The organism is Martinezella tropici (assembly GCF_003287875.1).
In the GTDB taxonomy this organism is placed as follows: Bacteria; Pseudomonadota; Alphaproteobacteria; order Rhizobiales; family Rhizobiaceae; genus Rhizobium; species Rhizobium tropici_C.
Map to the genome: position 1 here is coordinate 16,595 of NZ_QMKK01000042.1, position 25,969 is coordinate 42,563.

The 25,969-nt window shown below is 60.9% G+C and carries 22 protein-coding genes; 6 read left to right on the forward strand and 16 right to left on the reverse strand.

Going from position 1 to position 25,969, the window contains the following annotated elements; genetic code table 11:
* Position 1: 1 nt before the first annotated feature.
* The 14 genes from DQ393_RS16420 to DQ393_RS16485 all read right to left on the reverse strand — a co-directional run bounded on the left by DQ393_RS16420 (position 2) and on the right by DQ393_RS16485 (position 16,468).
* Entirely contained in the window at positions 2 to 775 is a 774-nt protein-coding gene (locus tag DQ393_RS16420) for an SDR family NAD(P)-dependent oxidoreductase (protein ID WP_245430376.1), read from the reverse strand.
* Positions 772 to 2,205 carry a dihydropyrimidinase gene (gene hydA / locus DQ393_RS16425; RefSeq protein WP_112342826.1) on the reverse strand — a complete coding sequence of 478 codons (1,434 nt, stop codon included), beginning with the start codon at positions 2,203 to 2,205 and terminating at the stop codon, positions 772 to 774. The genes DQ393_RS16420 and hydA overlap by 4 nt, the downstream gene beginning before the upstream one ends.
* The gene (locus DQ393_RS16430) at positions 2,202 to 3,473 is read right to left on the reverse strand and encodes an MFS transporter (RefSeq protein ID WP_112342827.1); all 1,272 of its coding nucleotides are present in this window, start codon (positions 3,471 to 3,473) and stop codon (positions 2,202 to 2,204) included. Before DQ393_RS16430 ends, hydA begins: the two co-directional genes overlap by 4 nt.
* The gene (locus tag DQ393_RS16435) at positions 3,470 to 5,566 is read right to left on the reverse strand and encodes a dipeptide ABC transporter ATP-binding protein (RefSeq protein WP_112342828.1); all 2,097 of its coding nucleotides are present in this window, start codon (positions 5,564 to 5,566) and stop codon (positions 3,470 to 3,472) included. Before DQ393_RS16435 ends, DQ393_RS16430 begins: the two co-directional genes overlap by 4 nt.
* Positions 5,563 to 6,438: an ABC transporter permease gene (locus DQ393_RS16440; RefSeq protein WP_112342829.1), complete on the reverse strand. Its 876-nt coding sequence runs from the start codon at positions 6,436 to 6,438 to the stop codon at positions 5,563 to 5,565. Before DQ393_RS16440 ends, DQ393_RS16435 begins: the two co-directional genes overlap by 4 nt.
* Positions 6,439 to 6,441: 3 nt before the next feature.
* A complete protein-coding gene (locus DQ393_RS16445; RefSeq protein ID WP_112342830.1) occupies positions 6,442 to 7,455 on the reverse strand; it encodes an ABC transporter permease in 1,014 nt (337 codons plus the stop codon).
* A gap of 73 nt (positions 7,456 to 7,528) precedes the next feature.
* Complete coding sequence (locus tag DQ393_RS16450; protein WP_112342831.1) at positions 7,529 to 9,202, reverse strand: ABC transporter substrate-binding protein; 1,674 nt, start codon at positions 9,200 to 9,202, stop codon at positions 7,529 to 7,531.
* 252 nt (positions 9,203 to 9,454) lie between these two features.
* On the reverse strand, positions 9,455 to 10,456 hold the full coding sequence (locus DQ393_RS16455; protein WP_245430377.1) for a GlxA family transcriptional regulator: 1,002 nt from the start codon (positions 10,454 to 10,456) through the stop codon (positions 9,455 to 9,457).
* 188 nt (positions 10,457 to 10,644) lie between these two features.
* Complete coding sequence (locus tag DQ393_RS16460) at positions 10,645 to 11,655, reverse strand: succinylglutamate desuccinylase/aspartoacylase family protein (RefSeq protein WP_112342832.1); 1,011 nt, start codon at positions 11,653 to 11,655, stop codon at positions 10,645 to 10,647.
* Positions 11,616 to 12,989: a dipeptidase gene (locus DQ393_RS16465; RefSeq protein ID WP_112342833.1), complete on the reverse strand. Its 1,374-nt coding sequence runs from the start codon at positions 12,987 to 12,989 to the stop codon at positions 11,616 to 11,618. Before DQ393_RS16465 ends, DQ393_RS16460 begins: the two co-directional genes overlap by 40 nt.
* Complete coding sequence (locus tag DQ393_RS16470) at positions 12,986 to 13,732, reverse strand: SDR family NAD(P)-dependent oxidoreductase (protein WP_112342834.1); 747 nt, start codon at positions 13,730 to 13,732, stop codon at positions 12,986 to 12,988. The genes DQ393_RS16465 and DQ393_RS16470 overlap by 4 nt, the downstream gene beginning before the upstream one ends.
* Positions 13,729 to 14,745 carry a ketopantoate reductase family protein gene (locus DQ393_RS16475; RefSeq protein WP_112342835.1) on the reverse strand — a complete coding sequence of 339 codons (1,017 nt, stop codon included), beginning with the start codon at positions 14,743 to 14,745 and terminating at the stop codon, positions 13,729 to 13,731. Before DQ393_RS16475 ends, DQ393_RS16470 begins: the two co-directional genes overlap by 4 nt.
* The gene (locus tag DQ393_RS16480; protein WP_112342836.1) at positions 14,742 to 15,443 is read right to left on the reverse strand and encodes a creatininase family protein; all 702 of its coding nucleotides are present in this window, start codon (positions 15,441 to 15,443) and stop codon (positions 14,742 to 14,744) included. The genes DQ393_RS16475 and DQ393_RS16480 overlap by 4 nt, the downstream gene beginning before the upstream one ends.
* Positions 15,444 to 15,457: 14 nt before the next feature.
* Positions 15,458 to 16,468, reverse strand: coding sequence for a GntR family transcriptional regulator (locus DQ393_RS16485; RefSeq protein ID WP_112342837.1), 1,011 nt, complete (start codon positions 16,466 to 16,468; stop codon positions 15,458 to 15,460).
* A gap of 172 nt (positions 16,469 to 16,640) precedes the next feature.
* On the opposite strand from DQ393_RS16485, the gene DQ393_RS16490 reads away from it, so the two are divergent.
* The 6 genes from DQ393_RS16490 to DQ393_RS16515 all read left to right on the forward strand — a co-directional run bounded on the left by DQ393_RS16490 (position 16,641) and on the right by DQ393_RS16515 (position 23,707).
* Positions 16,641 to 18,218, forward strand: coding sequence for an ABC transporter substrate-binding protein (locus tag DQ393_RS16490; RefSeq protein WP_112342838.1), 1,578 nt, complete (start codon positions 16,641 to 16,643; stop codon positions 18,216 to 18,218).
* Positions 18,219 to 18,388: 170 nt separating this feature from the next.
* A complete protein-coding gene (locus tag DQ393_RS16495) occupies positions 18,389 to 19,327 on the forward strand; it encodes an ABC transporter permease (RefSeq protein ID WP_112342839.1) in 939 nt (312 codons plus the stop codon).
* Positions 19,324 to 20,172 (forward strand): ABC transporter permease, encoded by an 849-nt coding sequence (locus DQ393_RS16500; RefSeq protein ID WP_112342840.1) that lies wholly within the window; start codon positions 19,324 to 19,326, stop codon positions 20,170 to 20,172. The genes DQ393_RS16495 and DQ393_RS16500 overlap by 4 nt, the downstream gene beginning before the upstream one ends.
* Positions 20,173 to 20,177: 5 nt before the next feature.
* A complete protein-coding gene (locus tag DQ393_RS16505; protein WP_245430378.1) occupies positions 20,178 to 21,176 on the forward strand; it encodes an ABC transporter ATP-binding protein in 999 nt (332 codons plus the stop codon).
* The gene (locus DQ393_RS16510; protein WP_112342842.1) at positions 21,173 to 22,177 is read left to right on the forward strand and encodes an ABC transporter ATP-binding protein; all 1,005 of its coding nucleotides are present in this window, start codon (positions 21,173 to 21,175) and stop codon (positions 22,175 to 22,177) included. The genes DQ393_RS16505 and DQ393_RS16510 overlap by 4 nt, the downstream gene beginning before the upstream one ends.
* Before the next feature lie 15 nt (positions 22,178 to 22,192).
* Positions 22,193 to 23,707 (forward strand): carboxypeptidase M32, encoded by a 1,515-nt coding sequence (locus tag DQ393_RS16515; RefSeq protein ID WP_112342843.1) that lies wholly within the window; start codon positions 22,193 to 22,195, stop codon positions 23,705 to 23,707.
* A 645-nt stretch (positions 23,708 to 24,352) separates the two neighbouring features.
* Here the strand turns inward: DQ393_RS16515 and DQ393_RS16520 are convergent.
* The gene (locus DQ393_RS16520) at positions 24,353 to 25,675 is read right to left on the reverse strand and encodes a type II toxin-antitoxin system HipA family toxin (RefSeq protein ID WP_112342844.1); all 1,323 of its coding nucleotides are present in this window, start codon (positions 25,673 to 25,675) and stop codon (positions 24,353 to 24,355) included.
* Positions 25,665 to 25,949: a helix-turn-helix domain-containing protein gene (locus tag DQ393_RS16525; protein ID WP_162736927.1), complete on the reverse strand. Its 285-nt coding sequence runs from the start codon at positions 25,947 to 25,949 to the stop codon at positions 25,665 to 25,667. Before DQ393_RS16525 ends, DQ393_RS16520 begins: the two co-directional genes overlap by 11 nt.
* Positions 25,950 to 25,969 lie beyond the last annotated feature (20 nt).

Below are 25,969 nucleotides of genomic sequence, written 5' to 3' on the forward strand. Positions count from 1 at the left end.
TTCAGCGCACCGCATAGCCGCCATCGACGAGCAGGTCTGTGCCCGTCACGAAGGAGGCGTCGGCCGAGAGCAGGAAGGCGGTCGCGGCCGCAATCTCGTCGGGCTGGGCGATCCGGCCGAGCAGATGCGCCGGGCCGAGTTGCCGGTCGGCGGCTTCGAGATCCGGCCAGCGCTGCAGAAGCCGCTGCGTTGCGACCGCGCCCGGCGACAGGCTGTTCACCCGGATGCCCTCACCCGCATGATCGATCGCCATGGCCTTGGCGAGGTGGACGAGACCTGCCTTGGCGGCGCAATAGGCGACGGCCTTGCCGGTTGCGACATGCGCGAATTGCGAGGCGATCAGGACCACGGAACCGCCGCCACCAGAAATCATCAGGGGCAATGCGAACTTCGATGCCAGGAAAGCCCCCGTCAGGCTGACATCGAGCTCGCGGCGCCATTGCTGCTCGCTGAGATCGACCACCGTCCCATCCAGAGATGGCGCAGCGGCATTGTGAACCAGGCCGTCCAACCGGCCGAACCGGCCGCGGACCGTATCAAGCGCGCGCTCCATCGAACGCCCGTCGGTGACGTCGCAGCGCACGGCAAGCGCGCGCGAGCCGAGTTCCTCGGCCAGATTGGCGGCGGCATCCTCCGCATGGTCGGCGCAGACAACGCTGCCGCCCTCGGCAAGGCAGCGCCGCGCGATGGCCGCGCCGATGCCGCTGGCGGCACCCGTGATCAGGATGACCTTGCCGGCAAGTCGGGCAGTCATGGGATCGGAGTCCGAGGTCATGACGCCAGCACCCTGGAAAGCCCCTGCTGCGGCGGGAAGGGACGCAGGCGCGGGATGAACTGGCCGCGGCCGGGCTGCGACAGAACCTCGCCGTCGTTCCAGACGAGCTCGCCCCGCGAGATCGTCATGACCGGCCAGCCGCGCACCGTCTGCCCCTCATAAGGGGTGTGATCGGTCGCGTGATGCAGCATGTCGTTGTTGATGGTGACGAGGCGATCCGGGTCCCAGATGGCGATATCGGCATCCGAGCCGACAGCGATCAGGCCCTTGCGCGGATAGAGGCCGAAGAGGCGCGCCGGCGCAGCAGAAGTCAGATCAACAAACTTCTGCAGCGACATGCGTCCGCCGTTGACGCCTGCCGAAAATAGCAGCGCCAGACGTGTCTCGATACCGGGGATGCCGTTCGGGATGCGGTTGAAGGGTGTGTCCGGCCCGCCGGCGATCTTGTCCGCGTAATTCCATGGCGAATGGTCGGATGAGAAGACCTCAAGCGTGCCGTCGAGAATGCCGCGCCAGATCTCCGGCTGGTGCGACTTGTCGCGTGGCGGCGGCGTGCACACGCATTTTGAGCCGGAGAGATCATGTGTGTCGATGTCTTCGGCCGAGAGGAAGAGATATTGCGGGCAAGTTTCGGCATAGATCGGCAGGCCTCGCGCCTTGGCGCGGCGGATTTCCTCGACTGCACCGCCGGCGGCGACATGGCTGACAAGGATCGGCGTTTCGACCAGTTCCGACAGGCTGATGGCGCGATAGGTCGCTTCGCGGTCGCCAATCTCCGAATGGGTCTTCTCGTGATAGCGCAGCTGCGTCTTGCGGGCGGCGATGAATTTTTCCGTTAGCCAGCGTATGCAGGCGTCGTTTTCCGCATGAACCATGACCATCGCGCCATGCGAGCGGGCGAGATCCAGTACGTTAAGAACCTCGTAGTCGTCGAGCTTCAACCCGTCATAGGTGAGATAGATCTTCATCGAGGTGCAGCCCTCGGCGATCAGCGCCGGGATTTCGTCGCACAACACCTCGGGCGAGGGATCACCGACGATCAAATGAATCCCATAATCGATATGCGCCTTCGGCCGCGCCCGCTCGTGATAGTCCTCGACAATGTCGCGCAACGATTGGCCGCGCATCTGCATGGCGAAGGGAACGACCGTGGTCGTGCCGCCGCACAGTGCGGAAAGCGTTCCCGTGTTGAAGTCGTCGGCGGTGGCCTTCCCTTCCCAGGGCTGCTGATCCATGTGGCAATGGCTATCGACGCCGCCCGGCAGGACAAGCCTGTCCTCGGCCGAGATCTCGCTCTTGCCCTCGGGCAGACCCTTGGCGATGGCGGCGAATTTGCCATCACGAATGCCGATATCGACTTCGCGTGTCTCACCCGGAAGCACGACGCGGCCGCCGCGAATGACGAGATCGAAGGGAACATCTTTGCTCATTGGTTCACTCCGGAAGCAAGGCCATCGGGCGCCGCCTCCATAATTTGCGTGGCGGCTTTGCGCCGAAGGTTGAAACAGGCACCGACCGAAACCAGCGCGGCGCCGCTGCCGAGCATGATGAAAAGCGCATAGGGCGCGACGTAGTCCATGAGGCCGGCGGCAATTCCTGGGGTCAGGACATTGCCGATCGAATAGAGCAGCAACAGCCCGCCCGATGCCGACACCATGTGACGACTATCGATCTGCGAATTGGCAAAGGCGATGCCGACGGGATAGATCGTCAGGGCGGTCGCGCCGTAGAGGAAGAAAAGCACGAAGAGCAGCGGCACATAATGGTTCGCGAGCAGGATGACCGCCGCGCAGAGCGCTGCCGCAAGCATGCCCTGTACCAGCAGCATCCAGCGGCGGTCCAAGCGATCCGACAGCCAGCCGACCGGCGTCTGGGCCAGCATGCCGCCCATGCTGAACGCCGTCACCAGCCCAATCGTGGTCGATGCAGGAAGCGCGATCTTCGCGCCATAGAGCGGCGTCAACGCGAAGACGTTCATGTTGGTCATGCCCGCCTGAAAGACGGCGATGATCGTGACCGGGGCCAGAACGGCGAGCTTCCATAGGCCGTAACGCTGATCGGCCGCGGTGACATCTGTCTGCAGGGGGCGAACGGATCGCATCGGCAGTGCCGGCCAGGGACGTCCCACAAACCGGCAATAGAGCGTGCCTGCCGTAATCGTCAGGGCTCCCATCAGGAAGAGGTGCGGCGAATGCGGGCCTGCGGCCTCGACCAGCAGTTGGCCGAAAAGCACGGCGAGCGAGGTCATCATCATGTAAAGCGAGAAATAGGCGCCGCGATTGCGCTCATCGGCATAAAGATTGATCCAGCTCTCCGAGACCACGAAGAGGACGGCCATCGAGAAACCGCTGAGAAAGCGCAGGACAAGCCAGACGGGCGTCGCCGCCGTTGCCATATAGCCGAAGCCGGCAAAGGTCGCGAGGAAGCTGACCACCAGAAATGCGACGCGATGGCCGAGGCGGGCGACAAGAAGACGCGCCACAAGGCAGCCGGCGAGAAATCCGACGGGAAAGCCCGTCAGGAGAAGCTGAACGACGCCAGGATCGATCCCGAGCTGGCTGAGCCTCAGCGAAACCGAGGTCGTCAGCAGGCTGTTTCCGGTGCCGATGACGCAGATCCCTACCATGACAGGCACCAGCGCGCGAAAACGCGGCGCCCTCTTCCAGAAGCTCGCCGCGATGGAGGTCTCGGAGCTCATCCCTCCTCCCCCGTCACCGATGCATAGACCGGCAGTTCGGAGCGCAAACGATCTTTCTCGATATGGCAGGCGATCTGATGCGTCTCAGACATCTGCCGGATCGGCGGCGCGACCGCGTCGCAGATTCCGCCGACCTTGCGATGACAGCGGGTGGCAAAGCGACAGCCTGCCGGCACGTTGACCGGGCTCGGCGTTTCGCCGGTCAGCCGTATCCGCTCACGCGTTGCCTCGTCGAGGTTGGGGCTGCGGATCGCAGAGATCAGCGCTTCGGTATAGGGATGCGTGCCGCCGCCGAAGACTTCTTCGACCGTGCCCTGTTCCATGACCTTGCCGAGATACATCACGACGACCTTGTCGGCGACATGCCGCACCAGCGCCAGATCGTGGCTGATGAAGAGCATCGTCGTGTGCTTTTCCTTCTGGATATCGAGAAGGAGTGTCACCACCGCCGCCTGCACGGAGACATCGAGTGCCGAAACCGGCTCGTCGGCAACGATCAGCGACGGATCGGCGGCAAAGGCGCGGGCGATCGCGATGCGCTGCTTCTGACCACCGGAGAGCTGGTTCGGCTTGCGGTCGGCGACCGCGGGCGACAAGCGCACCATTTCCAGAAGCTCGCGCACGCGCTCCTCGATCGCCGCCTTGCCATTGCGAATGCCGAATTTCTTGATCGAACGGCGGATGGAAAAGGCGGCCGAATGCGAGGGATTGAGCGTGCTGTCCGGATTCTGGAAGATCATCTGGATCGATTGCAGCATGTTGCGCGGTCGCTGCCGCGCCTGCAGCTCGGCAATATTCTCGCCCGCCATGCGGATCGAGCCCGACGTCGCACTGTCCAAACCGGTAACGATGCGGGCAAGGGTCGATTTTCCGCAGCCGGACTCCCCAACGAGAGCGACGATCTCGGCCTTGCGCACGCCGAAGGAGACGGCCTCGTTGGCCTTGACGGTCTTGTCGGTGCCGATGCGGTAAAGCTTGGTGACGTCGGAGAGCGTGATTGCCTCTTCCTTCGGCGCGACCTGCCCGAGTTCCGCCGGCAGCCTTCCGACAGGCCGTTCCATGTTAGGCCAGCGGACGCAACGGACCAGATGGTCGGCGCCTGCCTCGGTCAGTGCGAGGCCCGGCCTGTCACATAGGCCGGCGGTGAAGCCGGCACAACGAGGCGCGAAGAAGCAGCCTTCCGGCCGCTCCTGCGGCAGCGGAATATGGCCTGGGATGGCGGCGAGCGCGCGGCTGCGCTTGTCGCTGCCGATATTGGGAATGCAGTCGATCAACCCCTGCGTATAGGGGTGGCGCGGCCTGCGGAAGAGATCGCCGGTCTTGCCCTCCTCCACCATCTCACCGGAATACATGATGCCGACGCGGTCGCAGGTTTCGGCGATCAGGCCAAGATTGTGCGAGATGAACAGAAGGCTGGTCGAATAGCGCCGGCGCAACTCGCCGATGAGGTCGATGACGGCCGCTTCGACTGTCACGTCGAGGCCTGTCGTCGGCTCGTCGAGCAGTAGCAGCGAGGGCCGCGCCAGAAGCGCCATGGCAATGACGACGCGCTGTTGCTGGCCGCCGGACAATTGATGCGGATAACGCTTCAGCATGTCGCCGGCATCTGGCAGGCGGACGTCGTCGAGCATGGCAGCGGCCATTTCCATCGCTTCCGCCTTCGTCGAGCCAAGATGCAGCAAGGGCACTTCGGCAAGCTGCGATCCGATCGTCTTGACCGGATTCAGCGCGCTCATAGGGTCCTGATAGACCATGGCGATGCGCCGGCCGCGGATCGCCCGCAGCTGCTTTTCCCTGGCGCCGACGAGTTCGGCGCCATCGAAGCGGATGCTGCCGCCGGCGATCACGCCTGTGTTGCCAAGATAGCCCATGATCGCCATGGCCGTCGTGCTTTTGCCACAGCCGGACTCGCCGACGAGGCCGTAGCTCTCGCCCGGGCGGACGGAGAAAGAGAGATTCGGCACCGCGACCACTGTCTCACTCTTGCCGCGAAACTCGATCCTGAGATCCCTGATATCGAGTAGCGGTGCCAGATCGGTGTTTGAAGCGTCGGGCATGGCGGCGCCTTGCAGGTTGGAGACGGACAGGTTCATGGCTTCCACGCCTCACGCATGCCATCGGCAAGAAGATTGAAACCGAGCACGAGACTGACAAGGGCGGCGGACGGAATGAGCGACATGAGCGGCCAGACATTGAGAACGGTGACGCTCTCCTTGACCATGCCGCCCCAGTCCGGATTCGGTGGCGGCAGACCGAGACCGAGAAAGCCGAGAATGCCGATGGTGATGATCGTATAACCGATGCGCAAGCAGGCATCGACGATGAGCAGGCTGCGACAGTTCGGCAGGAGCTCCACGAGCATGATGTAGAGCGTGCTTTCGGCTCTGAGCTTCGCTGCGGCGATATATTCTTGCTCCTTGAGGCTGAGAACGAGGCCGCGGGTGATGCGACCGATGCCCGGCGACGAGGCGATCGTCGTGGCGATGACGATATTGAGCACCGAGGGCCCGATATTGGCGATCAGGATCACGTAGATCACGAGAACAGGAAAGGCGAGCACGATGTCGGAGAAGCGGCTGATCAGCGCGTCGATCAAGCCGCTGTAGTAACCGGCCACCATGCCCATGGTGATGCCGACGATCATCGCCACAGCGACCGAAAGCGGCGCAACAAAGAGGACGGTGCGCGCACCGAAGATCAGGCGGGAGAGAACGTCTCGGCCGAGAATATCGGTGCCGAGCCAATGCGTGGCTGATGGAAAGGGATTGCCCATCGCCATCACGTCCGAATCCGTCGGAGACGGCAGCGGCAGGATGGGCGCGAGGGCGGCTGCGGCCACCCAGAAGACGACGAGGAACAGGCCGACGATGGCCGTCTTGGAATGAAAGATCCGCATCCAGCTCGGCCTCGCCGCGCGCTTGACACCCGTCACCTTTATCGCGGCAATATTGTCTTGGATTGCCATGGCTTACCTCACCCGGATGCGTGGATCGAGCAGCATGTAGCCGAGGTCGCCGAGCAGCTGCGTCGCGACGGCGACGGCCACGGTGATCAGAGTCGCCGCCTCCAACGTCGCGATATCGCCGAAGAGGCTGGCATCGAGGATCAGCCGGCCAAAGCCCGGATAGGCAAACACAAGCTCGGTGACGACAACACCGCTGATCAGGAAATTGATCTGCAGGAGAAGCACGGTGAAGGGAGCGATCATCGCATTTCGCAGCGCATGGCCGAGAACCATGCGGCGGGTGCTCATGCCCTTTAGCACAGCGGTGCGGATATAGGGCCGCTCCATGACGCCGATCATCGAGACGCGGATCATGCGGGCGACATAGCCGAAATCGTAGATGACGAGCACGGCGACCGGCAGGACGAACTGATAGGGCACCGGCCATCCGCCGTCGCTGTTGAGCGGGCTCGTGCCTGGTAGGATAGGCCAGAGAATGACGAAGAGCGTTACCAGGAAGACACCCGATGCAAACTCGGGGATGGAGGTGAAGGTGATGCAGATGATCGAGAGCGTTCGATCGAGCACCCCTCCTTCCTTTAGCCCCGACAGGATGCCGAAGATGATCGACAGCGGCACGATGAGCATAAAGGCGAAGCCGGCCAGGATCGCGGTATTGCCCAGTCTGTTCCAGATCACGTCGTTGACTGGCAGCTTGTTCAGCGTCGAATAGCCGAAATTGCCGAAATATTGCGCCCCGCGTGGATCCGTGAAATTGAGGCCCGTGCTTGGATCCTGCAGCGGATCCGGAATGACGCCGACGAGCACGCCGAGCCAGCGACCATAGCGCACGAGCAGCGGATCATTCGCCTTCAGCTTTTCGGTCAGGATATCGACCTGTTGCTGTGTGGCAAAGGGGCCGAGCGATTTTCGCGCCACGCTGCCGGGCGTAAATTCGCAGACAGCAAAGACCAGGAAGGATGCGCAAAGCATGGTGAGCAGCATCATGACCAGCCGTTTGAAAAGGAATTTCGACATTGCACTCAGTCCGGTTTTCTCGCGGGCCTTCAAGGGAATCGCCCGGCGGAAACCGGGCGATCTGGCCGCTCGATCAGGCGGAGATCGCGTATTGGTGCGCGAAGATGTACTGCGAAGGATGGAGCTCGAAGCCCTTGACCTTCTTGTCCATCACGGTCGAGAAGACGCGCCAGAAGGGCTGAACGATCGGCCCGTCATCCTGCATGATCGCCTCGATCTTCGCCATGACCTTGCTGCGTTCCTTCGGATCAAGAATGCCCTCGGCCTGAGTCAGCAGCTGGTCGAATTCCGGATTGGCATAGTGGGATTCGTTCCAGGCGGCGTTCGAGCGATAGGCGAGCGACAGCGTCATGATGGCGAGCGGACGGTGGCCCCAGGCCGTTAGGCTGAAAGGGGCGGAGGTCCAGACTTCCCAATATTGGGCGCTCGGCAGCGACTTGATGTTGATCTTGACGCCGATGTCGGCGAACTGCTGGGCGAGCACCTGTGCCGTGTTGAGCTCCCAGATAGGATCCGGACGCGTGACCATGTCGAATTCGAAGCCGTTGGGATAGCCAGCGTCGGCCAGCAGCTTCTTGGCCTTGGCGATATCGCGCGGATATTTCGGCAACGCCGCATATTCCGGATGCGACGGGGCGACGTGGTGGTCTTCTGCCGGCGTGCCCGCGCCCAACAGGGACGTCTGGATAACCTTGTCGCGATCGATCGCAAAGCGCATGGCCTGACGTACGCGCTTATCCTTGAACTGCTCTACGTCAGGATGCATGCGGGCGACGACGGTCTGCGTCGTCTCTACCTTGTAGACCGCCACATGCGGGAAGTTCTTCATGGAGCTGATCTGCACGGCGTCAGCTTCCGACAGGCCGTCAACCTGCTTGGATGCCATGGCCGCGATGCCCGCCCCTGGATTGTCGCCGAGGTCAACGAATTCGAACGTTGCGAGATAGGGGCCGGTGCCCCAGTAGTCGGTGCGCGCCTTATATTTGGCAGCCTTGCCGACCGTGTATTCCGTCATCTCGAACGGGCCCGTGCCGTTGGCGTCAGGGCCAAAGGAGCCGTTGTCGGCCGGATCGAGGATGAACATCGGGTAGTGATAGAGGTGTTCGGGAACGGCGATCTGCGGCGCGAAGCAGTTGAGGCGAACCGTGTAGTCGTCGACCTTCTCGATCGCATTGTCGGCCCAAAGCTTGCTCGACTTTTTCGGATTGCCCTTGTCGTCCTTCTCGCCACCGTCATATTCCTGGACGAGATAGCCGGTAAAGAGGCCAAGAACAGACGAGCCGACCTTCGGGTCGCTGACACGCTTCAGGTTCCAGACAACGTCGTCGGCGTTGAGCTCACGGCCGCCCATGCGCCACTTGACACCCTTGCGAACATGCAGCGTCCAGGTCTTCAGGTCGTCGCTGACATCCCATTTTTCGAGAAGGTAGGGATGGGTGATGTTGTTGCGGTCGGTGAAGGTCAGGTATTCGCAGACCTGGCGGATGACATTCGACTTCTCGGCGAAGTCAGCCAGATGTGGATCCTTGATTTCCATGCAGCGCATGCCAATGCGCAGGTTGCCGCCCTTCGGCATGTCGTCGGCCTTGGCTTCGCCGAAAGGCTGTGCAAGGCCGGCGAGCGAATAGGCCGCGGCAGCTGAGAGGCCGAGAAGCGTCGACTTGCGCAGGAAGTCCCGGCGGTTGATGCTGCCGTCCGAAAGGTCCTTGATAAGCGTCGGAATATAGGAATGCTGATTCTTGTCCACGAGGATGCTCTCCTAGTTCGTGCAAACTGTTCCCGTTATTGTCTGAATGCGAAGCGGAGCGGGTCTCCCGCCGCTTCGGCCTGCGCGGATCTAATGTCCGTTTTCGCCGTCGAGACCAAATCTAGAGGCAATACGAATGCGACAGAATGCATTCATCCGACATGAAATATGCGCCAGGCGACATATTGCTGCATTGCACCAATAACGATGTCCGTCGATCGGAAAGACAGGCAGAAATTGCAGCTGTGCCGATCAGGCGCGGCGCGTGGCGGCAGGGCTTTCCTTGAAGTGCTGGCGGTAAAATCGGCTGAAATGAGACGGCGATTCGTAGCCGCAGACGCCGGCGATATCGGAGACGCTGAGATCGGTGTGGATCAACAGTTCCTTGGCCCGCGCCATGCGCAGGTCGATGTAGAACTGCGACGGGCTTTTGCTGAGATGTGTGCGAAACAATCGCTCCAGCTGGCGCGGCGAGACCTTGACGCTTGCAGCAAGCTCCGCGATTTCGATAGGTTCCGACAAGCTGCTTTCCATCCGACGGATGACGAAACCGAGCTTGGCGTTCCTGATACCAAAACGGTCCTCCGGCACCATGCGCTGAACGTCGTTCTGGCGACGCATGCGGGGATGATTGAACTGGTCGGAAATCTGCTCTGCAAGGTCGCGACCCTCGATCGCGGCGATTAGGTAAAGCATCATGTCCAGCGTGACGGTGCCACCGGAGGACGTAATCAGGCGGCCATCGACGGAGAAGATATCATCCGTCGCCAAGCAATTGGGAAACTCGCTTCGAAACGACGGCAGCGATTCCCAATGTATGGCGCAGCGGCGCCCCTCGAGCAGCCCGGCCCTCGCCAGATAGAATACGGCGGTGCTCACGCCGCCGAGAACACAGCCCTCGGAATAGACGCGGCGTAGCCAGGAAAACAGCGCCGGATCGTAACTCTCAGTGTAATTGACGCCGGCGCAGACGAAGAGAATATCGCATTTCGGAGCCTGCGCCATCGCATAGTCCACTGGGAAGGCCAGCCCGCTGCTCGACCTCGCCTGCTTGCCCTCGGCCGAGATTAGGACCCATTCGAAGGCCTTACGCTTGAGCAGGCGGTTTCCCTGGCGCAATGAATCCAGTGCCGCCGAAAAGGTCATCAGCGGATAATCGGGCGCCAGGAAGAAGCCGATACGCACCGGCCGCTCGCTATGTTTCAGCTGTCCAAAAGAAAAGGATTGTCGCGTCATTTCCCAACCGTATTGCATGCCAAAGCCACCGCCTACAGTCTCGATTGATCAATCATCGCGACAGGTCAGAAACATCCGATCCAAACAGTGAACATAAGCCATATATTGAATGTCCGATCCGGATTGCTGATCAGAACGAACGCCATGCCCAAAAGACAGAATGCCCGCTGTTTTTGTTTCCCAAGGGCATATCGAGTTTCTCTTGCCTAGACTGGTGTGCCGACGCCCAGTAGGGCTTCCTTCTCATTCACCGACAGGCTCGTCAGCCGATAGAGGATAAAGCCTGACTTTTCGGAATGGATGCTCGCCAGCGTCTCGCCGAAGACGGTTTTGATTTCGCCCAACAGTTCACCTGCTACCACCGGCTCTCCCAAATCCTTATTCGGGTACCAGAGGCCGGTGACCGATGCTGTCGGCACCCACATGGTCACGACGTCGAGACTCGTGGTTGGTGCCTCGCCGGGCAGCATGCCAATATGCTGCATGACGCGGCGGATGCCATCAGTCATCTGTGTCACGGTCTCTTCGCCCCAAAGGCCGTTGCCGCTGACTTCAGGTAGGATGCTTGGGATGCCGAGCTTGTGAGACGCATCGACCGTGTAACCGGACCCACCGGCCGCAACGGCAACCTTGATGCCGAAGACGGCGGCAAGCGCTTGCGATTTCTTGCAGCCTGCCGGAAAGACCGTAAACGGTGCCAGCCCCTCGTCGAGATCGCCGCCGTGGCAGTCGATATAAGCATCTGCTTTCGGAAATACTTCAGTTACCAGCCAGTGTGCCAGTTGCTCGCTCGTCGTTCCGTCGGGCTTACCCGGAAACATGCGGTTCAGATTTTTGTCGTCCTGCGGCATGACATAGATCTTGCGACGGCGGAAGGCCTCGACATTCAGAATTGGCAGCACGATGAGTGTGCCCTTGATCTCCTCCGGGCTCGTCTTCATCATTTGGACGGCTGCCTCAATGGAGCAAAATTCCGAACCGTGAACGCCGGCGGTCACGAGCAGGCATGGCCCCTCCTCCGCCCCCTCGATGATCGCGAAGGGGATTTCCAGCTCGTTGGTCGGACGGACATGGCCGAATTCCGACCGCGGCTTTCCGGTACGTAGCGCAGGCAAGGATGTCATCGAAATATCCTCCGTCGAAACGCCATCGGCGCGCTTCTTCGTCTTGGTGTCGTTCAGGCTGAAGTAGCAAGCCGCCTCAGCAGCATCGTCCATGCCCGCATGCCCAGCTTGAAATTGCCAAGCCGGAGGAATTCGTTCGGCGCATGGTAGTCCTCGTCCGCCGTCGAGAAGGAGAAGAAGATCGAGGGACTGCCGAGATAGTTGCGAAAGGCGCTTCCAATGGGGATCGTCGCGCCCATGGCGACGCGCAAGGGTTTTGCGCCTAGCAATTCGCCAAGAACCTCTTCGGAAATCTTCAACGCCGGCAGGTCGGGATCGACGAATTCGGCCTCGCTGCCCGGCCCATGGCGATGGATCTCGAGCTGGAAACCCTTCGGCAGATGCTCATGCAGATGGCGGCTAATGGCGGCGATCACTGCATCCGGCTTCTGCCCGGCAATGAGGCGGCAGGTGATCTTCGCGCTGGCCGTATTCGGAATGACCGTTTTGGTGCCCTTGCCTTGATAACCGCCCCAGATCCCGTTGAATTCCAGGGTCGGCTCCAGCCATTGGCGGATCAGCAGCTCGCGGCCGTTGTCGATCGGTTCACCGCCGGCAACCCCGATCTCCCGATAGTAGGCGGCGCTATCGAATTGCGATGCCTCGATTGCCGTGACAATCTTCGGATCGGGCGGTGTGGCTCCATCGAGAAAGCCCTCGACGCTAACGCGCCCATCCGGACCGTGCATGGTTGCGAGCAGGCCGGCAAGGGCTGCGATCGGGTTCGGCGCACTGCCACCGTGGCGGCCAGAATGCAGGTCCTTGGCGGCACCGGTGATGGCAATATCGAGAGCAGCCAATCCACGGCTTGCCACCGTAATCGATGGCTTGTCAGGGCGCCACATGGCGCCATCGGCAGAAAGCACAAGATCGCAGCCGAGCTTATCGCGGTATTTTTCGAGCGTATGCGCGAAATGCGGGCTGCCGGATTCCTCCTCGCCCTCGATCAACACTTTGAGATTGACCGGCAACCGACCTTCGACGCGCATGAAGGCCTCAGCAACGATGATCGGGATTAGCAGCGGTCCCTTGTCGTCGGAGACGCCACGTGCATAGAGCCTGCCATCGCGTTCGTCCGGTTCGAAAGGCGGCGTCATCCACTTCTCAAGCGGATCCGGCGGCTGGACATCATAATGACCGTAGACGAGATAGGTCGGCAGGACCGGATCAGAGAGGATCTCGCCATAGACGGCCGGATGACCACCGCTATCAAGCATCTCGACGGCCGAGAAGCCTGCCTTGCGCAAGCGATCTCCCACGAATGCCGCAGCCTGTCGCATACCCTCCGCAAAGGCGGGATCGGTGCTGACGCTCGGAATGCGGCAGAAAGCCTTGAGATCGTCGAGAGCGGCTGGATAGTTGTCTTCCAGATAGGTCTCGACGCTCATTTGCCGCCGTCCACGCTGATGACCTGACCGGATATCCACCCGGCATAGTCGGAAGCAAAAAACATCACCATCGCGGCGATATCTTCGGGCAGGCCGAGGCGCTTCAGCGCGATATTGTGCAGAAGCCGCGCCTGACCTTCTTCGCCCATCGCTTCCCACTGGCGTTCGGTCGTCGGGTTGGAGCGCACGAAGCCCGGCGCCACATTGTTGACGGTGATGCCCCATGGCCCGAGCTCATGAGCAAGCTGGCGGGTGAGGCCGATCTGGCCTGCCTTGGCGCTGGCGTAGGCCTGGATGCCGGTCAGCGAAATGCCGAGGCCGGCGCCGCTCGAAATGTTGACAATCCGGCCCGTCTTGCGCCGTTTCATCGCGGGGGCCACTGCCTGCGCCATGAAGAAGGCGCCCGACAGATTGACATCGAAGATCGTCTGCCAGTCGCTCTCGGAAATGTCCTCGATTGGCCGGCCCACCTGCCCGCGTACGCCGCCGGCATTGTTGACGAGGATATCGACCTCGCCGAAGGCCGGCACCAGCGCCTGTACGTCGGCGCGGTTACCGACGTCGAGCACATGCGCCGTCGCCTTCTCACCACAGAGTTTGACGGTTTCCGCCAGTCCGGCCGCATTCACATCGCAGACATGGACACGCGCATCGCGGCTTGCAAAACCTTGAGCGATCGTCCGGCCGAAACCATGAGCAGCCCCTGTGACGATCACCACCTTTCCATCGAAGGAGATATTCATGCGACCCTCGCAAGCTCTTCGATATTGGCCATGGCAAGGGGCCGTTTGCCGTCCTCAATCTCATGGATCATGGAAATGACGCGCGCTGCGAGCGGTGTAGGAACCCGCAATTCCTGGCCGATCTCGACCACCGGCAACACTTGCGCATCGACTTCGGTCTTTCGCTTGCGCACCGCCAGGTCACGCCAGATGCCGGAGTGCGACTTGACGGATTTTCGGTTGTGGACCGACATATCGTCAAAGGACTTGTTGGTCTGCTCCGACGTCGCCAACGGACCGAAAGCCGAAGGGTCGAAGCCGTCAAAGGCTTCCGGCTTGATATTGTTGATTGCCGCTACCGTCGCGACTTCAAGTGCCAGCCTGCGCAGAACCGGCCTGGCGATCGGATTGTCGAGCACATCGGCAATGCTGTCATTCGTCAGCGCAGTGCCGAAGAGCAACGCGCCATAGATCAGCTTGCCCCAGAGAAAACCCCAGATGTTGTTGGTGATCAGGGCTTTCGGTTCGAACTGCTTCATCAGGTCGTAAATGTATTCGGTACGAGTGGTGAAGCGTCCGTCAAGCTCGCCGATGACGACGGCACCGTGGCCGCTATATTGGACGACGCCGGGCTCGATATAATCCGCTCCGAAATTGACGAAGCAGCCGATGACCCTGTGCTCGCCGACGATTTGGGAGATGACGCGCTCGTTTAGACCGTTTTGCGCCGACACCACGTAGCCGTCCGAGGCAAGATGCTCGGCAAGCATATGCGCCGCGTCTTCGGTATGATGAGCCTTCACGCAGAGGAAGGTGCGCGCATATGTACCCTCCAGCTCCTCCGGCAGATAGGCCCTGGCCTGCACCACATCCTCGAAAATCGGGCCGACGATCGTCAGGCCCTTCTCGTTGATGGCATCGACGTGTTCCCTCACATTATCGACGAAGATCACCTCGTTGCCAGCGCGGATGAAGGCGGCACCCAACGTACCGCCGATCGCACCGGCGCCCCAGATCAGGATCGGGTCGCTCATGCCCAGCCTCCTTCGAGAAGCGCACGGGTTTCCTCGACAGCCACATCCCAGATCGCCTGCATCTCCTCATCCGGTCGCTCGTAATAGCCGCCGAAGTTGCCATCGCCGAGATACGCCTTGACGGCGTCCGGCGACATGACGCGCATACGGGCGAGATCGATCATTGGCTTCCGCTGCGTCGGCTGCTTGATGCCCTGAAGACGGGTCCAGGGGAAGTTTTCCATCCATGACGCATGCGACGCGAGCGTGTCGATCTCCTGCACCTTGGCGAAGGTCTTCGGCGCATTCCACCAGTTGTGGAACTTCACCGCCGTATCCGGATTATCGGCCATCCATTCGATCGCCATGCTTCCGGCCGGCTGATTGCCACCATGGCCGTTGACGACCAGTATACGGCGGAAGCCCTGCCGTCTAAGACCGTCGAGAATATCGCGAACCAGGCTGATGTAGGTTTCCTGGCGGATGCTGATCGTGCCGGGATAGGAGAGGAAATAGGGGGTAATCCCATAGGCCACGACCGGGAAGACCGGAATGCGGAGGGGGGCAGCAGCATCGGCCGCCACTTTCTCCGACAGAATTGAATCAACCGAGAGCGACAGGCCGGCGTGCTGCTCGGTGCTGCCGAGCGGCAGGATCGCCCGGTCATCGGTTTTCAGATAGGCTTCGATCTGCTGCCAGTTTGCCTCAGATACTCTCATCTCGTCTGCCTTTGCTAGACCTTTGCATCAATCTCGTTTTGCTTGGGATTTTCCTCGCCTCTGGGCGAGGCTCCGTCTGCCCGGATGATCGGCACGATCACCCGTTCGATATCGCCGGTGTCCGGCGCGTGGCGGTATTCGATTGCCTGAACTCCAGCAGGCAGGAGCTCCATCACGCGTTCCGCACCCGATGCGAAGATCACGACGGAAACATTGGCGAGCAATGGCTCCAGCGCCGGCGCCTCCAACGTGGTGGCGGTAATTTCGCTGACATGCGGTGCAAAACGCTGCACACCGCTTTTCATGATCGGTAAAAAATCTGGAAAACGCGAGACAACGGCGATCGAGGCCAGTGAATCGAGAGAAGCAAGCGCCCTGCGCGTCTCCTCCGATGGCGTAAAGCTGATGGTCACCACCTTGGTATTCGGCACCAGAGTGGCGACCTCGCGATGGCGGTTGGCAAATGTAATGGCAAGATCGGCGGAATTGGCGCGCGCCTTGGCTGCCGGATTGCGTTCGATCGCCGAAACAGTGAGCGGCTCGACCGTCACCTCGCGCCCGAGGCGAGCAGCAATGAAACGGGCATAGCTTGCCGTCGCATCCTGAAAGATGCCGATCATGACGATCCGCAGCCGCGGCCCGATACTGTCACGATAAAAGGCACGAGCATTGACAAGCGATACCAGATCCGATGAGCGAATGCCGAGCCGTAGGCTTTCATCGATCAGGTGGTCGATCTGGCGGTGCAGCTCCGTGACATCGGCCCGTCCCGCAAGCCGCGCCTGATGGCTGTCGCTGACGAAAGTGCCGGAACCGGGACGCGTATCGATGAGGCCAGCAGCCTTCAGATCGGCATAGACCTGACTGACCGTCATCGGCGCAACACCCACCTTATCGGCGAGCTCGCGGACGGAAGGAAGTGCCTCTCCCGGAGCCAGCTCACCGCAGGCGATACCATATTCAATGAGGCCATGAAGCTGCGTGCGCAATGGCACAGGCAGATCCCGGTCGATGAAAAAATCCATGAAACCCGTTCGGTACGATCTGTTATAGGACACTATAACGATTATTGTGAAATCGACGCGCTTGCAAGTCAAGCGCCTTGAACGTTGCGCGCAAAATTAGGTTGACAGGCCATTTTTCGCATGAAATCGTTATAGCCAACAAGAACAGTTAATTTTATAAAAGGGGAATGATATGAAAACGATCGCTCGTGCGGCCGTAGCCGCTGTAGTTTTATTCGGCACCAGTGTTTCAGCATTCGCCCTGGAGCGGGGCGGCACGCTGGTCTACGGCCGTTACGCCGACAGCCTTTTTCTGGATCCGGTCCTGAACGATGCCAATGTCGACATCTGGATCCTATCCAACCTTTACGACACTCTGCTCCTGCCGACCGACGATGGCAAGGGCGTACAGCCGGGCCTCGCCAGTGACTATAAGCTCGCCGACGACGGCAAGAGTGTAACGCTCACTCTGCGGGACGGCATCAAGTTTTCCGATGGTTCACCGATCACCCCCGCCGACGTCGCCTGGTCTTTGAAGCGCGCTGCCAAGAAGGGCAACGGCATCTGGGGCTTCATGATCGAGTCCATCGATGACGTGACCACCGAGGGCGACAAAACCGTCACCATCAAACTCAAGCACCCGGACCCCGCCATCCTCGCCGCGCTGACGGTGTTCAACACCGGCATCATGCCGGAAAAGGCCTTTGAGGCTTCGCCAGGTGCTACCGATCAAGAAAAAGCCAAGGCCTTCGGCGAGCATCCGATCGGTTCCGGTCCTTTCGTGCTGAAATCGTGGAATCGCGGCTCCAGCATGAAACTGGCGCGCAACGAATATTATTGGGGCAAGGGCGAGGACGGCAAACCGTTACCCTATCTTGACGGCATCGACTTCGAGCTGATCCCCGACGATGCGACCCGTATCCTCAAACTCACTTCCGGTGAGATCGATGGGGCCGAGTTCATTCCCTATGCCCGCGTTGACGAACTGAAGTCGGCGGACAATCTCAATATGGAACTTTACCCTTCGACCCGCGTCGAATACATCACGCTAAACGTGCGCCCGCAGCTCGGCGGCAAGGACAATCCTCTGTCCAACGCCAAAGTTCGTCAGGCGATGAATTATGCCGTCAATAAGGATGCGATCATCCAGATTGTCACCCATGGCGTCGGCACGCCGCAGACCTCCTATATGTCGACGGCGACGCCGCTGCATGTCGGGGACAAGCCGCTTTATCCCTACGACCTTGAAAAGGCGAAGAGCCTGATGAAGGAGGCCGGCTTCGAAAAGGGGTTCTCGACCAGTATCCTGGTCCTCGCGGGCAATCAGGATGAAATCGGTATCTCCACTGCCCTGCAGCAGATGTGGGCGCAGATCGGCATCAAGCTGGAACTGCAGCAGGTCGATAACCCGACCCGCACCCAGCAATATCGCGACGGTACTTTCGTGATGCGCAATGCCGCCTGGACGGACGACATCGCCGATCCGAACGAAATCACCTCCTACTTCGTCTATTCCAAGACGATCGACGCCCTACACACTGGCTGGAAGAGCGACGAGGCCGACAAGCTCTTCGAAGACTCCCAGAAGGAGATGGATCCGAAAAAGCGCGCCGAGCAGTATGCGAAGATGCAGGCCATCTACAACACCGAGGGACCGACCGTGCCTCTTTATGAGACGCCCTACCCGGTTGCGCTCAGCAAGAAGGTTCACGGCTTCCTTCAGATCCCGCTTGGCAACAACATCTTCGCCAAGACCTGGAAAGACAAGTAATCCCGAACGAGCCTGCTGCGCGGGCCTTCCACGAGGCCTGCGGCCTTTTTTCGATTGCGGTATCGGCCCGAAAATCGAGACCAATTTTCGGAAAGCTAATGCGTAGTTTCAAAGAGTTAGTGTGTCCGAATGGACACCCGGCGTTCTAAAGGGAAGACCGGGAGCGACTATTGCCCCTTTTCAGTTTCATAATTCGGCGCGTGCTTCAGATGATCCCGACGGTGATCTTCATTCTCATCGTCACATTCGTGCTCGTGCGCCTGCTGCCGGGTGACCCCGCCAGTGCCATGCTCGGGGACCGAGCCATCGACGCGGATGTGGAGCGCATTAACAGGCAGCTCGGGCTCGACAAGCCCGTCCCGATACAGTTCCTTTATTACGTCGAGCGCATTCTGACCGGCGACCTTGGCAATTCCATCGGCTTGAAGGTTTCCGTCATGTCGCTGATCCTGCAACGGCTTCCAGTGACGCTGATGCTGACCATGATGTCGGCCCTGATCGCCCTCGTTCTTGCCGTGCCGCTTGCCTTCGTCGCCGCGCTGAAGCGCGAACGGCTTCCCGACAGCATCATTCGCGGGACATTTCAGGTCGGCCTGTCCATGCCGGTCTTCTATGTCGGCATCGTGCTTCTGACGGTATTTGCCGCTCAGCTGAAAATCTTCCCGGTCGGCGGCTACGGCGACACTTTCGGTGATCGGATCTATCATCTCTTCCTGCCGGCCCTGACCCTGGCATTGAGTTTTGCCGCAGTGCTCATGCGCAATCTGCGCTCCTCCATTATCGGTGTGATGAATGCCGAATATGTCGATTTTGCCACGGCCAAGGGGCTGCGCTCGCGCGTCATCCTCATGCGCCATGTTTTACGCAATGCGCTAATTTCCACGGTGACGCTGTTCGGCCTCCAGACGGGCACGCTGTTCGGCGGCGCCGTCATCACGGAAACGGTCTTTGCCGTTCCCGGCGCCGGCCGCCTGCTGATCGAGAGCATCTACGGCCGCGATTATCCGGTCCTGCAGGGTCTGACCATCGCCCTTGCGATCCTCGTCTCACTGACCTTCCTCGTCACCGATATCGTGCAGGCCTGGCTCGATCCGAGGATTGCCCGATGATAGGTATCGCAGCCAAGGCCGCTCGCTCCGCTTCGCGCTTGCGCAGGCCGCCCCGCTCCTTGATTTGGGGCGGCATCATTCTCGGTCTCAGCCTGGTCATCGCTATCTGGCCTTCGCTGATTGCGCCCTATGATCCGACGACGTTCGATTATAATGCGCTTTTGAAACCTCCGAGCTGGGCGCATCCTTTCGGTACCGACAGTTTCGGCCGCGACGTGCTTTCGCGCGTCATTCACGCCTACACGATCGATATGCAGATCGCGATCTTCGCAACGATCGGCCCCTTCATCTTCGGCACGATTGTCGGTGCCTTCGTCGGCTATGCCGGCGGCATCTGGGAATCGATCTTCGGGCGCATCGTCGATGCGACGATTACCTTTCCGTTTCTGGTGCTCGTCATCGCCATCGTCTCGGTGCTCGGCCCCGGTCTCGGCAACATGTATGTCGCCGTCGGCGTCGTCGGCTGGGTCTTCTATGCGCGTCTCGTCGCATCCGAAATCAAGGTGCAAAAACGGCTCGATTATGCCGATGCGGGCAAGGTCATGGGCTATGCGCCGCTGCGCATCATCTTTCGCCACCTGCTGCCCAATGCGATCACCCCGGCGATCGTCTACTGGATGACCGACATGGCGCTCGCTATCTTGCTCGGCTCAAGCCTTGGTTATCTCGGTCTCGGCGCCCAGCCTCCGGCAGCCGAATGGGGTGTGCAGATCGCGGATGGCAAGAATTTCATGAATACGGCCTGGTGGATCTCCGTCTTTCCGGGCGTCGCGATCGTGCTGACCGGCCTTGGTTTCAGCCTGGCGGGTGATGGCGTCGCGGAACTGTTGAGGGTCAAACGATGATGGGCATGCCGAACGACAAAGGCGGGCTGATCGTGCGCGGCCTGACGACGACCTTCGATACGCCGCGTGGACAGGCGATCGCGGCCGCCGATGTGGATTTCGATGTGGCGCCAGGCGAAGTTGTCGGCCTTGTCGGCGAATCCGGCTCCGGCAAGAGCGTGACGCTGCGCTCCATCATGCGGTTGATCCGCGAACCAGGACAGGTGAGCGGACGTGTCGAATGGCGCGGCCGCGATCTCGTCGCCATGCCGGCCGAAGAACTGCGCAAGGTTCGTGGCGGCGAGATCGCGATGATCTTCCAGGAACCGATGACAGCGCTGAATCCGGTGCTGCCGGTCGGCATGCAGATCGAGGAAAACCTCGCCGCCCACACGGCGCTGAACGCGAGAGAACGCAGGGCCCGCGCGCTTGAGCTGATGAACATCGTCGGCATCCCCGCCGCCGAACGGCGGCTGCAGCAATATCCGCACCAGTTTTCGGGCGGCATGCGCCAACGCGCCATGATCGCTATCGCGCTTGCCTGCTCGCCGAAGCTGCTGCTCGCCGACGAGCCGACGACAGCGCTTGACGTCACGATTCAGGATCAGATCCTCAAATTGCTGCTCGATCTGCGCGATCGATTGTCGATGAGTGTCGTTCTCGTCACCCACGACCTCGGCGTGGTCGCCGCGACCTGCGACCGCATGGCGGTCATGTATGCCGGCCGCATCGTCGAGACCGGAACGGTTGCGGATGTCTTCGGCAAGCCGCGCCATCCCTACACGCGCGGCCTGCTGGGATCGGTGCCGCGCTCCGGCACGTCGCGAACCGTGCTTCAGTCGATCGAGGGCACGCCGCCGAGCCTCACCAATCTGCCGGAAGGATGCGCTTTCCATCCGCGCTGCAAGTTTGCAACCGAACACTGTCTGAAAGAGCGGCCGGTATTGGAGACCGTGACTCCCCACGGCCGGATGGTTGCCTGTTTCCACCATGACCTCGTGGCGACGGCGGAGGCAATCATTTGAACGCGAACCTTCCCATTCTTTCGATCGATGGCGTCTCGAAACATTTTGCCGGTCCTTATTCACTGGCGCGCCGCCTTCAAGGAAAACCGCCGCTCGCAGTCCACGCGCTGCGCGACGTCTCGCTTCAGATCCATCGCGGTGAAACACTTGGCATTGTCGGAGAATCCGGCTGCGGAAAATCGACTTTGGCACGCTGTCTGGTGCGTCTGCATGAGCCGGATGGCGGAGCGATCCGTTTCGAGGGCAAGGATATCGGCACATTCCGCCGCGGCGAACGGCGCGCCTTCAACCGGCGCGTCCAAATGATCTTTCAGGATCCCTACGGTTCGCTCAACCCCCGCATGACCGTTTCGCAGATCCTCGGAGAAGCGCTCTCCGTCCATAAGATGCGCCCTGCCGCCGAAATCGACCATCGCATTGCCGAACTGCTTGAACTTGTACGCCTGCCGCAGGACGCCGCCGCGCGCTATCCCCACGAGTTTTCCGGCGGCCAGCGCCAGCGCATCGGCATTGCGCGAGCGCTTGCCGTGGAGCCCGATGTCATCGTTGCAGACGAGCTGGTGTCGGCGCTCGATGTCTCGGTGCAGGCCCAGGTCGTCAATCTACTCCTGCGACTTCAGGAGCAATTGCACCTCACCGTCATCTTTGTCGCTCACGACCTTCGGCTGGTACGCCACATCTCGCATCGCGTGGCTGTCATGTATCTCGGGCAGGTGGTGGAAGTGAATACGTCGGAAGGTCTCTTCACCGCCCCGCGTCACCCCTATTCCAAAGCGCTGCTCGATGCCGCACCGGAACTCGATCCGTCGCGTCGCAACCGCATGGTCGCGGCGCGGGGCGAACTGCCAAGCCCACTGGCGGTGCCGCCGGGATGCGCCTTCGCCAGCCGCTGTCCGCATGCCTTCGACCGCTGCAGGGTCGAGCGACCACTTCTGACGCCGCGCGGTCACGGCCAGCTTGCCGCCTGCCACCTTCAAGATTTTGGGGCGCCGAAGCCCTGACAGGATGAGATGACCATGAGCTTTGCCGCTTTCGAAACCGACATCGCCAGGATCAATGATATCCTTTGCGCCGTGAACCTGCTCACCTGGGATGCACGCACCATGATGCCGCCAGGCGGCGTCGATGCACGTGGCAAGCAGATAGCTACACTGGTCGGCCTTGCCCATGACCTTGCCACGAGCGACAAGCTGCAGCGCGCCATCGAAGGCGCGCGTTCGGAATTGTCCGGCGCCGATACCGCCGACCCACGCCGTCTCGCGGTTGAGCAGGCAGCCGAAGCCATCGGCACACTTTCGCGTATTTCCCCCTGTCTCGTCAGCGCCGCGGCCGAACTGAAGACCGTCGCGCAATCCACCTGGACCAAGGCCCGCGCCACCAACGATTTTGCCGCCTTTGCACCACTTCTGGAACGCACGATGGAGATGCAGCGTGAGATCGCTGCCGACATCGGCTATGAAGAGCATCCCTACGATGCGCTGGTCGCAACTTACGAGCCGGGCATGAGCTGGTCACGGCTGCGCGGCATCTATGACGAGCTGCGCGATGGCCTTCTGCCCCTGCTCGCACAGTCGAAAGAGGCCAACGTGCGGTCAGAAATTCTCGATCGCGCCTATCCGGTCGACAAGCAGCGCGCCTTCTCCAGTCTCATTTCAGCCCGCTTCGGCTATGATTTCAATCGTGGGCGCCTCGACGACACCGTCCATCCGTTCGAGATTTCCTTCACACGTTCCGACGTGCGCATCACCGGCCGCTTTCGTGAAACCTGGTTGCCCGGCGGCCTCTTCGCAGTCTGGCACGAGGCAGGTCACGGCATCTATGAGCAGGGCATATCTGAAGCCTTCAGCCGTTCCACCTTCACCACCGATTTCGTAAATCTCCACGCGGTCGGCGGCACCAGTTTTGGCACACATGAATCGCAGTCTCGCCTCTGGGAAAACCGCGTCGGCCGCTCCCGCCGTTTCTGGGAACTCAACTTCGCCGATCTGCAGAGGGTCTTCCCCGACCAGCTAAGCGACGTCACTCCGGAGGATTTCTGGCGGGCGGTCAACGCTGCACGTCCAGGGTTCATCCGTGTCGAGGCCGACGAATTGACCTACGACTTGCACATCATTCTGCGCTCGGAGATCGAGGCGGGACTGATAGCGGGCGAAATCCGTGTTGCTGATCTGCCCGAGATCTGGCGCGAAAAGATGAGGGCCTATCTCGGCCTCGATGTGCCGAACGATACACTCGGCGTGCTGCAGGATGTTCACTGGTCGTCAGGCATGGTCGGCTCCTTCCCCACCTATACGATCGGCAACATCATGTCCTCGCAGTTCTTCGCCGCCGCCCGCAAGGAGACAGCAATCGAGCGTGGATTGGAAGACGGCGATTACCTCCCGCTGAAGACCTGGCTGAACGAGAATGTCCATCAATACGGACGGTCGAAAAGACCGAGCCAGTTGCTGGTGGACGCGACGGGCGAAGACCTTTCCGTCGCGTCCTATGTCAGCGACCTGAAACTCAAGGTAGAAGACCTCACCGCTTGATTGGGCAAGGTCACTCACCGACCGCAAGCTGGCCTTAGAAAGATCTAGCCAGAGTTTCGCGGCTCGCAAAATCGGCGAATGCCTTTCAGACGACGCCTACAGCAGATATTACAGGCCGCACATGAAGTTGCGCATAAGCACACGAGTAACTATGGCCGTTCTGTCTGCGCGTCATAGAGTGGCGTGTACTCAATACAACGGCTTCAATTTTCATGCACGCGATGTCTGAAATTCGGCAAAGCTTTGCCCGCCGCGGGGCCGCCCTTCCGGGGGCGGCCCGTCGAAAACCTCGAGAAAGCAAGTTTTCCTAGGTGCCAGGCACGATACCGAATGTTCAAGTGCAATCGCCAGATTGCATTTGTCATTAGCGCTTGCGGTCACATTTATCGCCTGTGCCGGTTTCACCTCGTGTTGCCTTGCGGACTGGCCCGCGGCCAGCGGTAAAGCGGTACTTCTATCGAGGTGAAGCCTAGCGCGCTGGTGATCTGCGCGGGCCTGCCCAAGAAGAAAAGGGCGCCCGATCGCGGCCGCCACGGATGTTTATGCCGGAGGCGGTCTGCTCGGCAGTCCATGACTCATGGCCGAGGGAGTGGAGGAATGCTCCCGGCCATGCGCCTCTTTTGAGTTGCCTGGGCGTGGTCATCGTCAGCCACCTCCGCTGGCGATCAGGGTTTCGCGCGCGGTGCGGAATGCATCCTGCAGTGACTTGTGGTTATGGAGGCCTTCGAGGGCATAAAAGTTGAGAAACTGACGCCCGGCGAACAGCTTGCGGTCGACAGGGCTGAGGGCTGCTTCGTCACAGATCTCTCGCCAGTGTTCGGCGATGGTCTTGATCTGGTGCTCGATCAGCGCGGCGGCTTCCGTTTCTTTCAGGTGATAGTCAGGCGCGGCAGCGAGCAAGGTGGCGAGCGTGCTGGCGCGCCTCTCACCCTTGATCAGCATGGCCTGCGTGGCTTCGTTGCCAGTGCGGCCTTGCGGACAGATGTCATAGGCGGGTGTCAGGGTCAGCGCCTTGCCATCCCAGAAGGCGGCATGGTTGCGAGCATGGTCGTCGGTGTTCCCGCACAGCACGTTGAAGCAAATCCGCCCGTACAGCTCCTTGAGCGTATCCTTGGGGTCGGTGAAGCGGTGGCGGATCAGCTCGGCAAGGTCTTCGTATGAGGCATAGCGGGCCATCATCTCATCAAGGCCCAGCATGGTTAGGCCCGAGACCATGGCGTGCCGCGTCCAGCCGTTCTTGGTGCGGCTGCGGTCGAAGCGCTCGATCAGCAGCACGTCCTTTTGCGCGGCACGGGTCATTGCTACGGACGCGGCGTTGAGCCCGGAGGCGGTCGCAAGCCTCATGGCGATGAATTCGGCCTTCACGACGCTGTAGGTGTCGTTGGTGGCCGAGAATTTGGCGATGAACTTCTTCGTGTCGTCATCGATCAGCGCCTTGGGGCGCGCGCCGCCGATCGAGGTGCCGTGATTGAGTGCCTGGTCGAGTACCGGAATAAGTGGGACGCCCTTTTCGACGAGTTCGGCCGCTTCGAGGAGTTGGTCAAGCGAGGCTTGCGCGGCAAGGCGGGGAACATACTCTGTGGCCGATGCCTGGAAATCGAGGGCGCCAATCCGGTCGGAGCCCGACTGGAGCAGAAAGGTCAGCTCGTTGATGTCAGGCACGCCGGCAGCGTCGGGCTTTTTGCCCGTCAGCCTGTTAATGATGACTCGGCGGCCCCAGGCGTCCGGCGAGGCGTCGCGAATGCAGCTCGCCATCGACAGGCCACTGATCGGGGGGATCGTGCCCTCTTGAAGCGGCAGTTCCGGCTCATAGAGGGAAATCGCGTTCTTACGGCGCCGATAGCTGGAGCCATAGGTGAAGAGCAGGCGCTCGCCGTCCTGATCGAGGCGGCCCGCGACCACCGGTTCCGTCGCCCCCGGCAGCCACATCCAGACAAAGGCTTCGGTGGCATCCGCCTTAGAAGTCATCATCGACCTCCTTCACACTGTGGCGGACGCTTTTGGGCAGAAGGGTCAGTTTTTCGTCCAGGCGGGCGTTGTGCATCTGCAGGGCGCGCTCGTCATAGTCGAACAGGCGTACACCGACGATTGAAGCGACCTCGAAGACGATACCGATCTCGGGGCTGGGTGCGCCCTTTTCGATGCTGGATAGGGTCGTGCGACTGATGCCGGCGCGGTCGGCCAGTTCCTGCGCGGTCAGGCCGCGCTCGGCGCGGCCGACGCGGATCAGCTTGCCGAGCATGGTGAGGGCTTGGCGCGTGA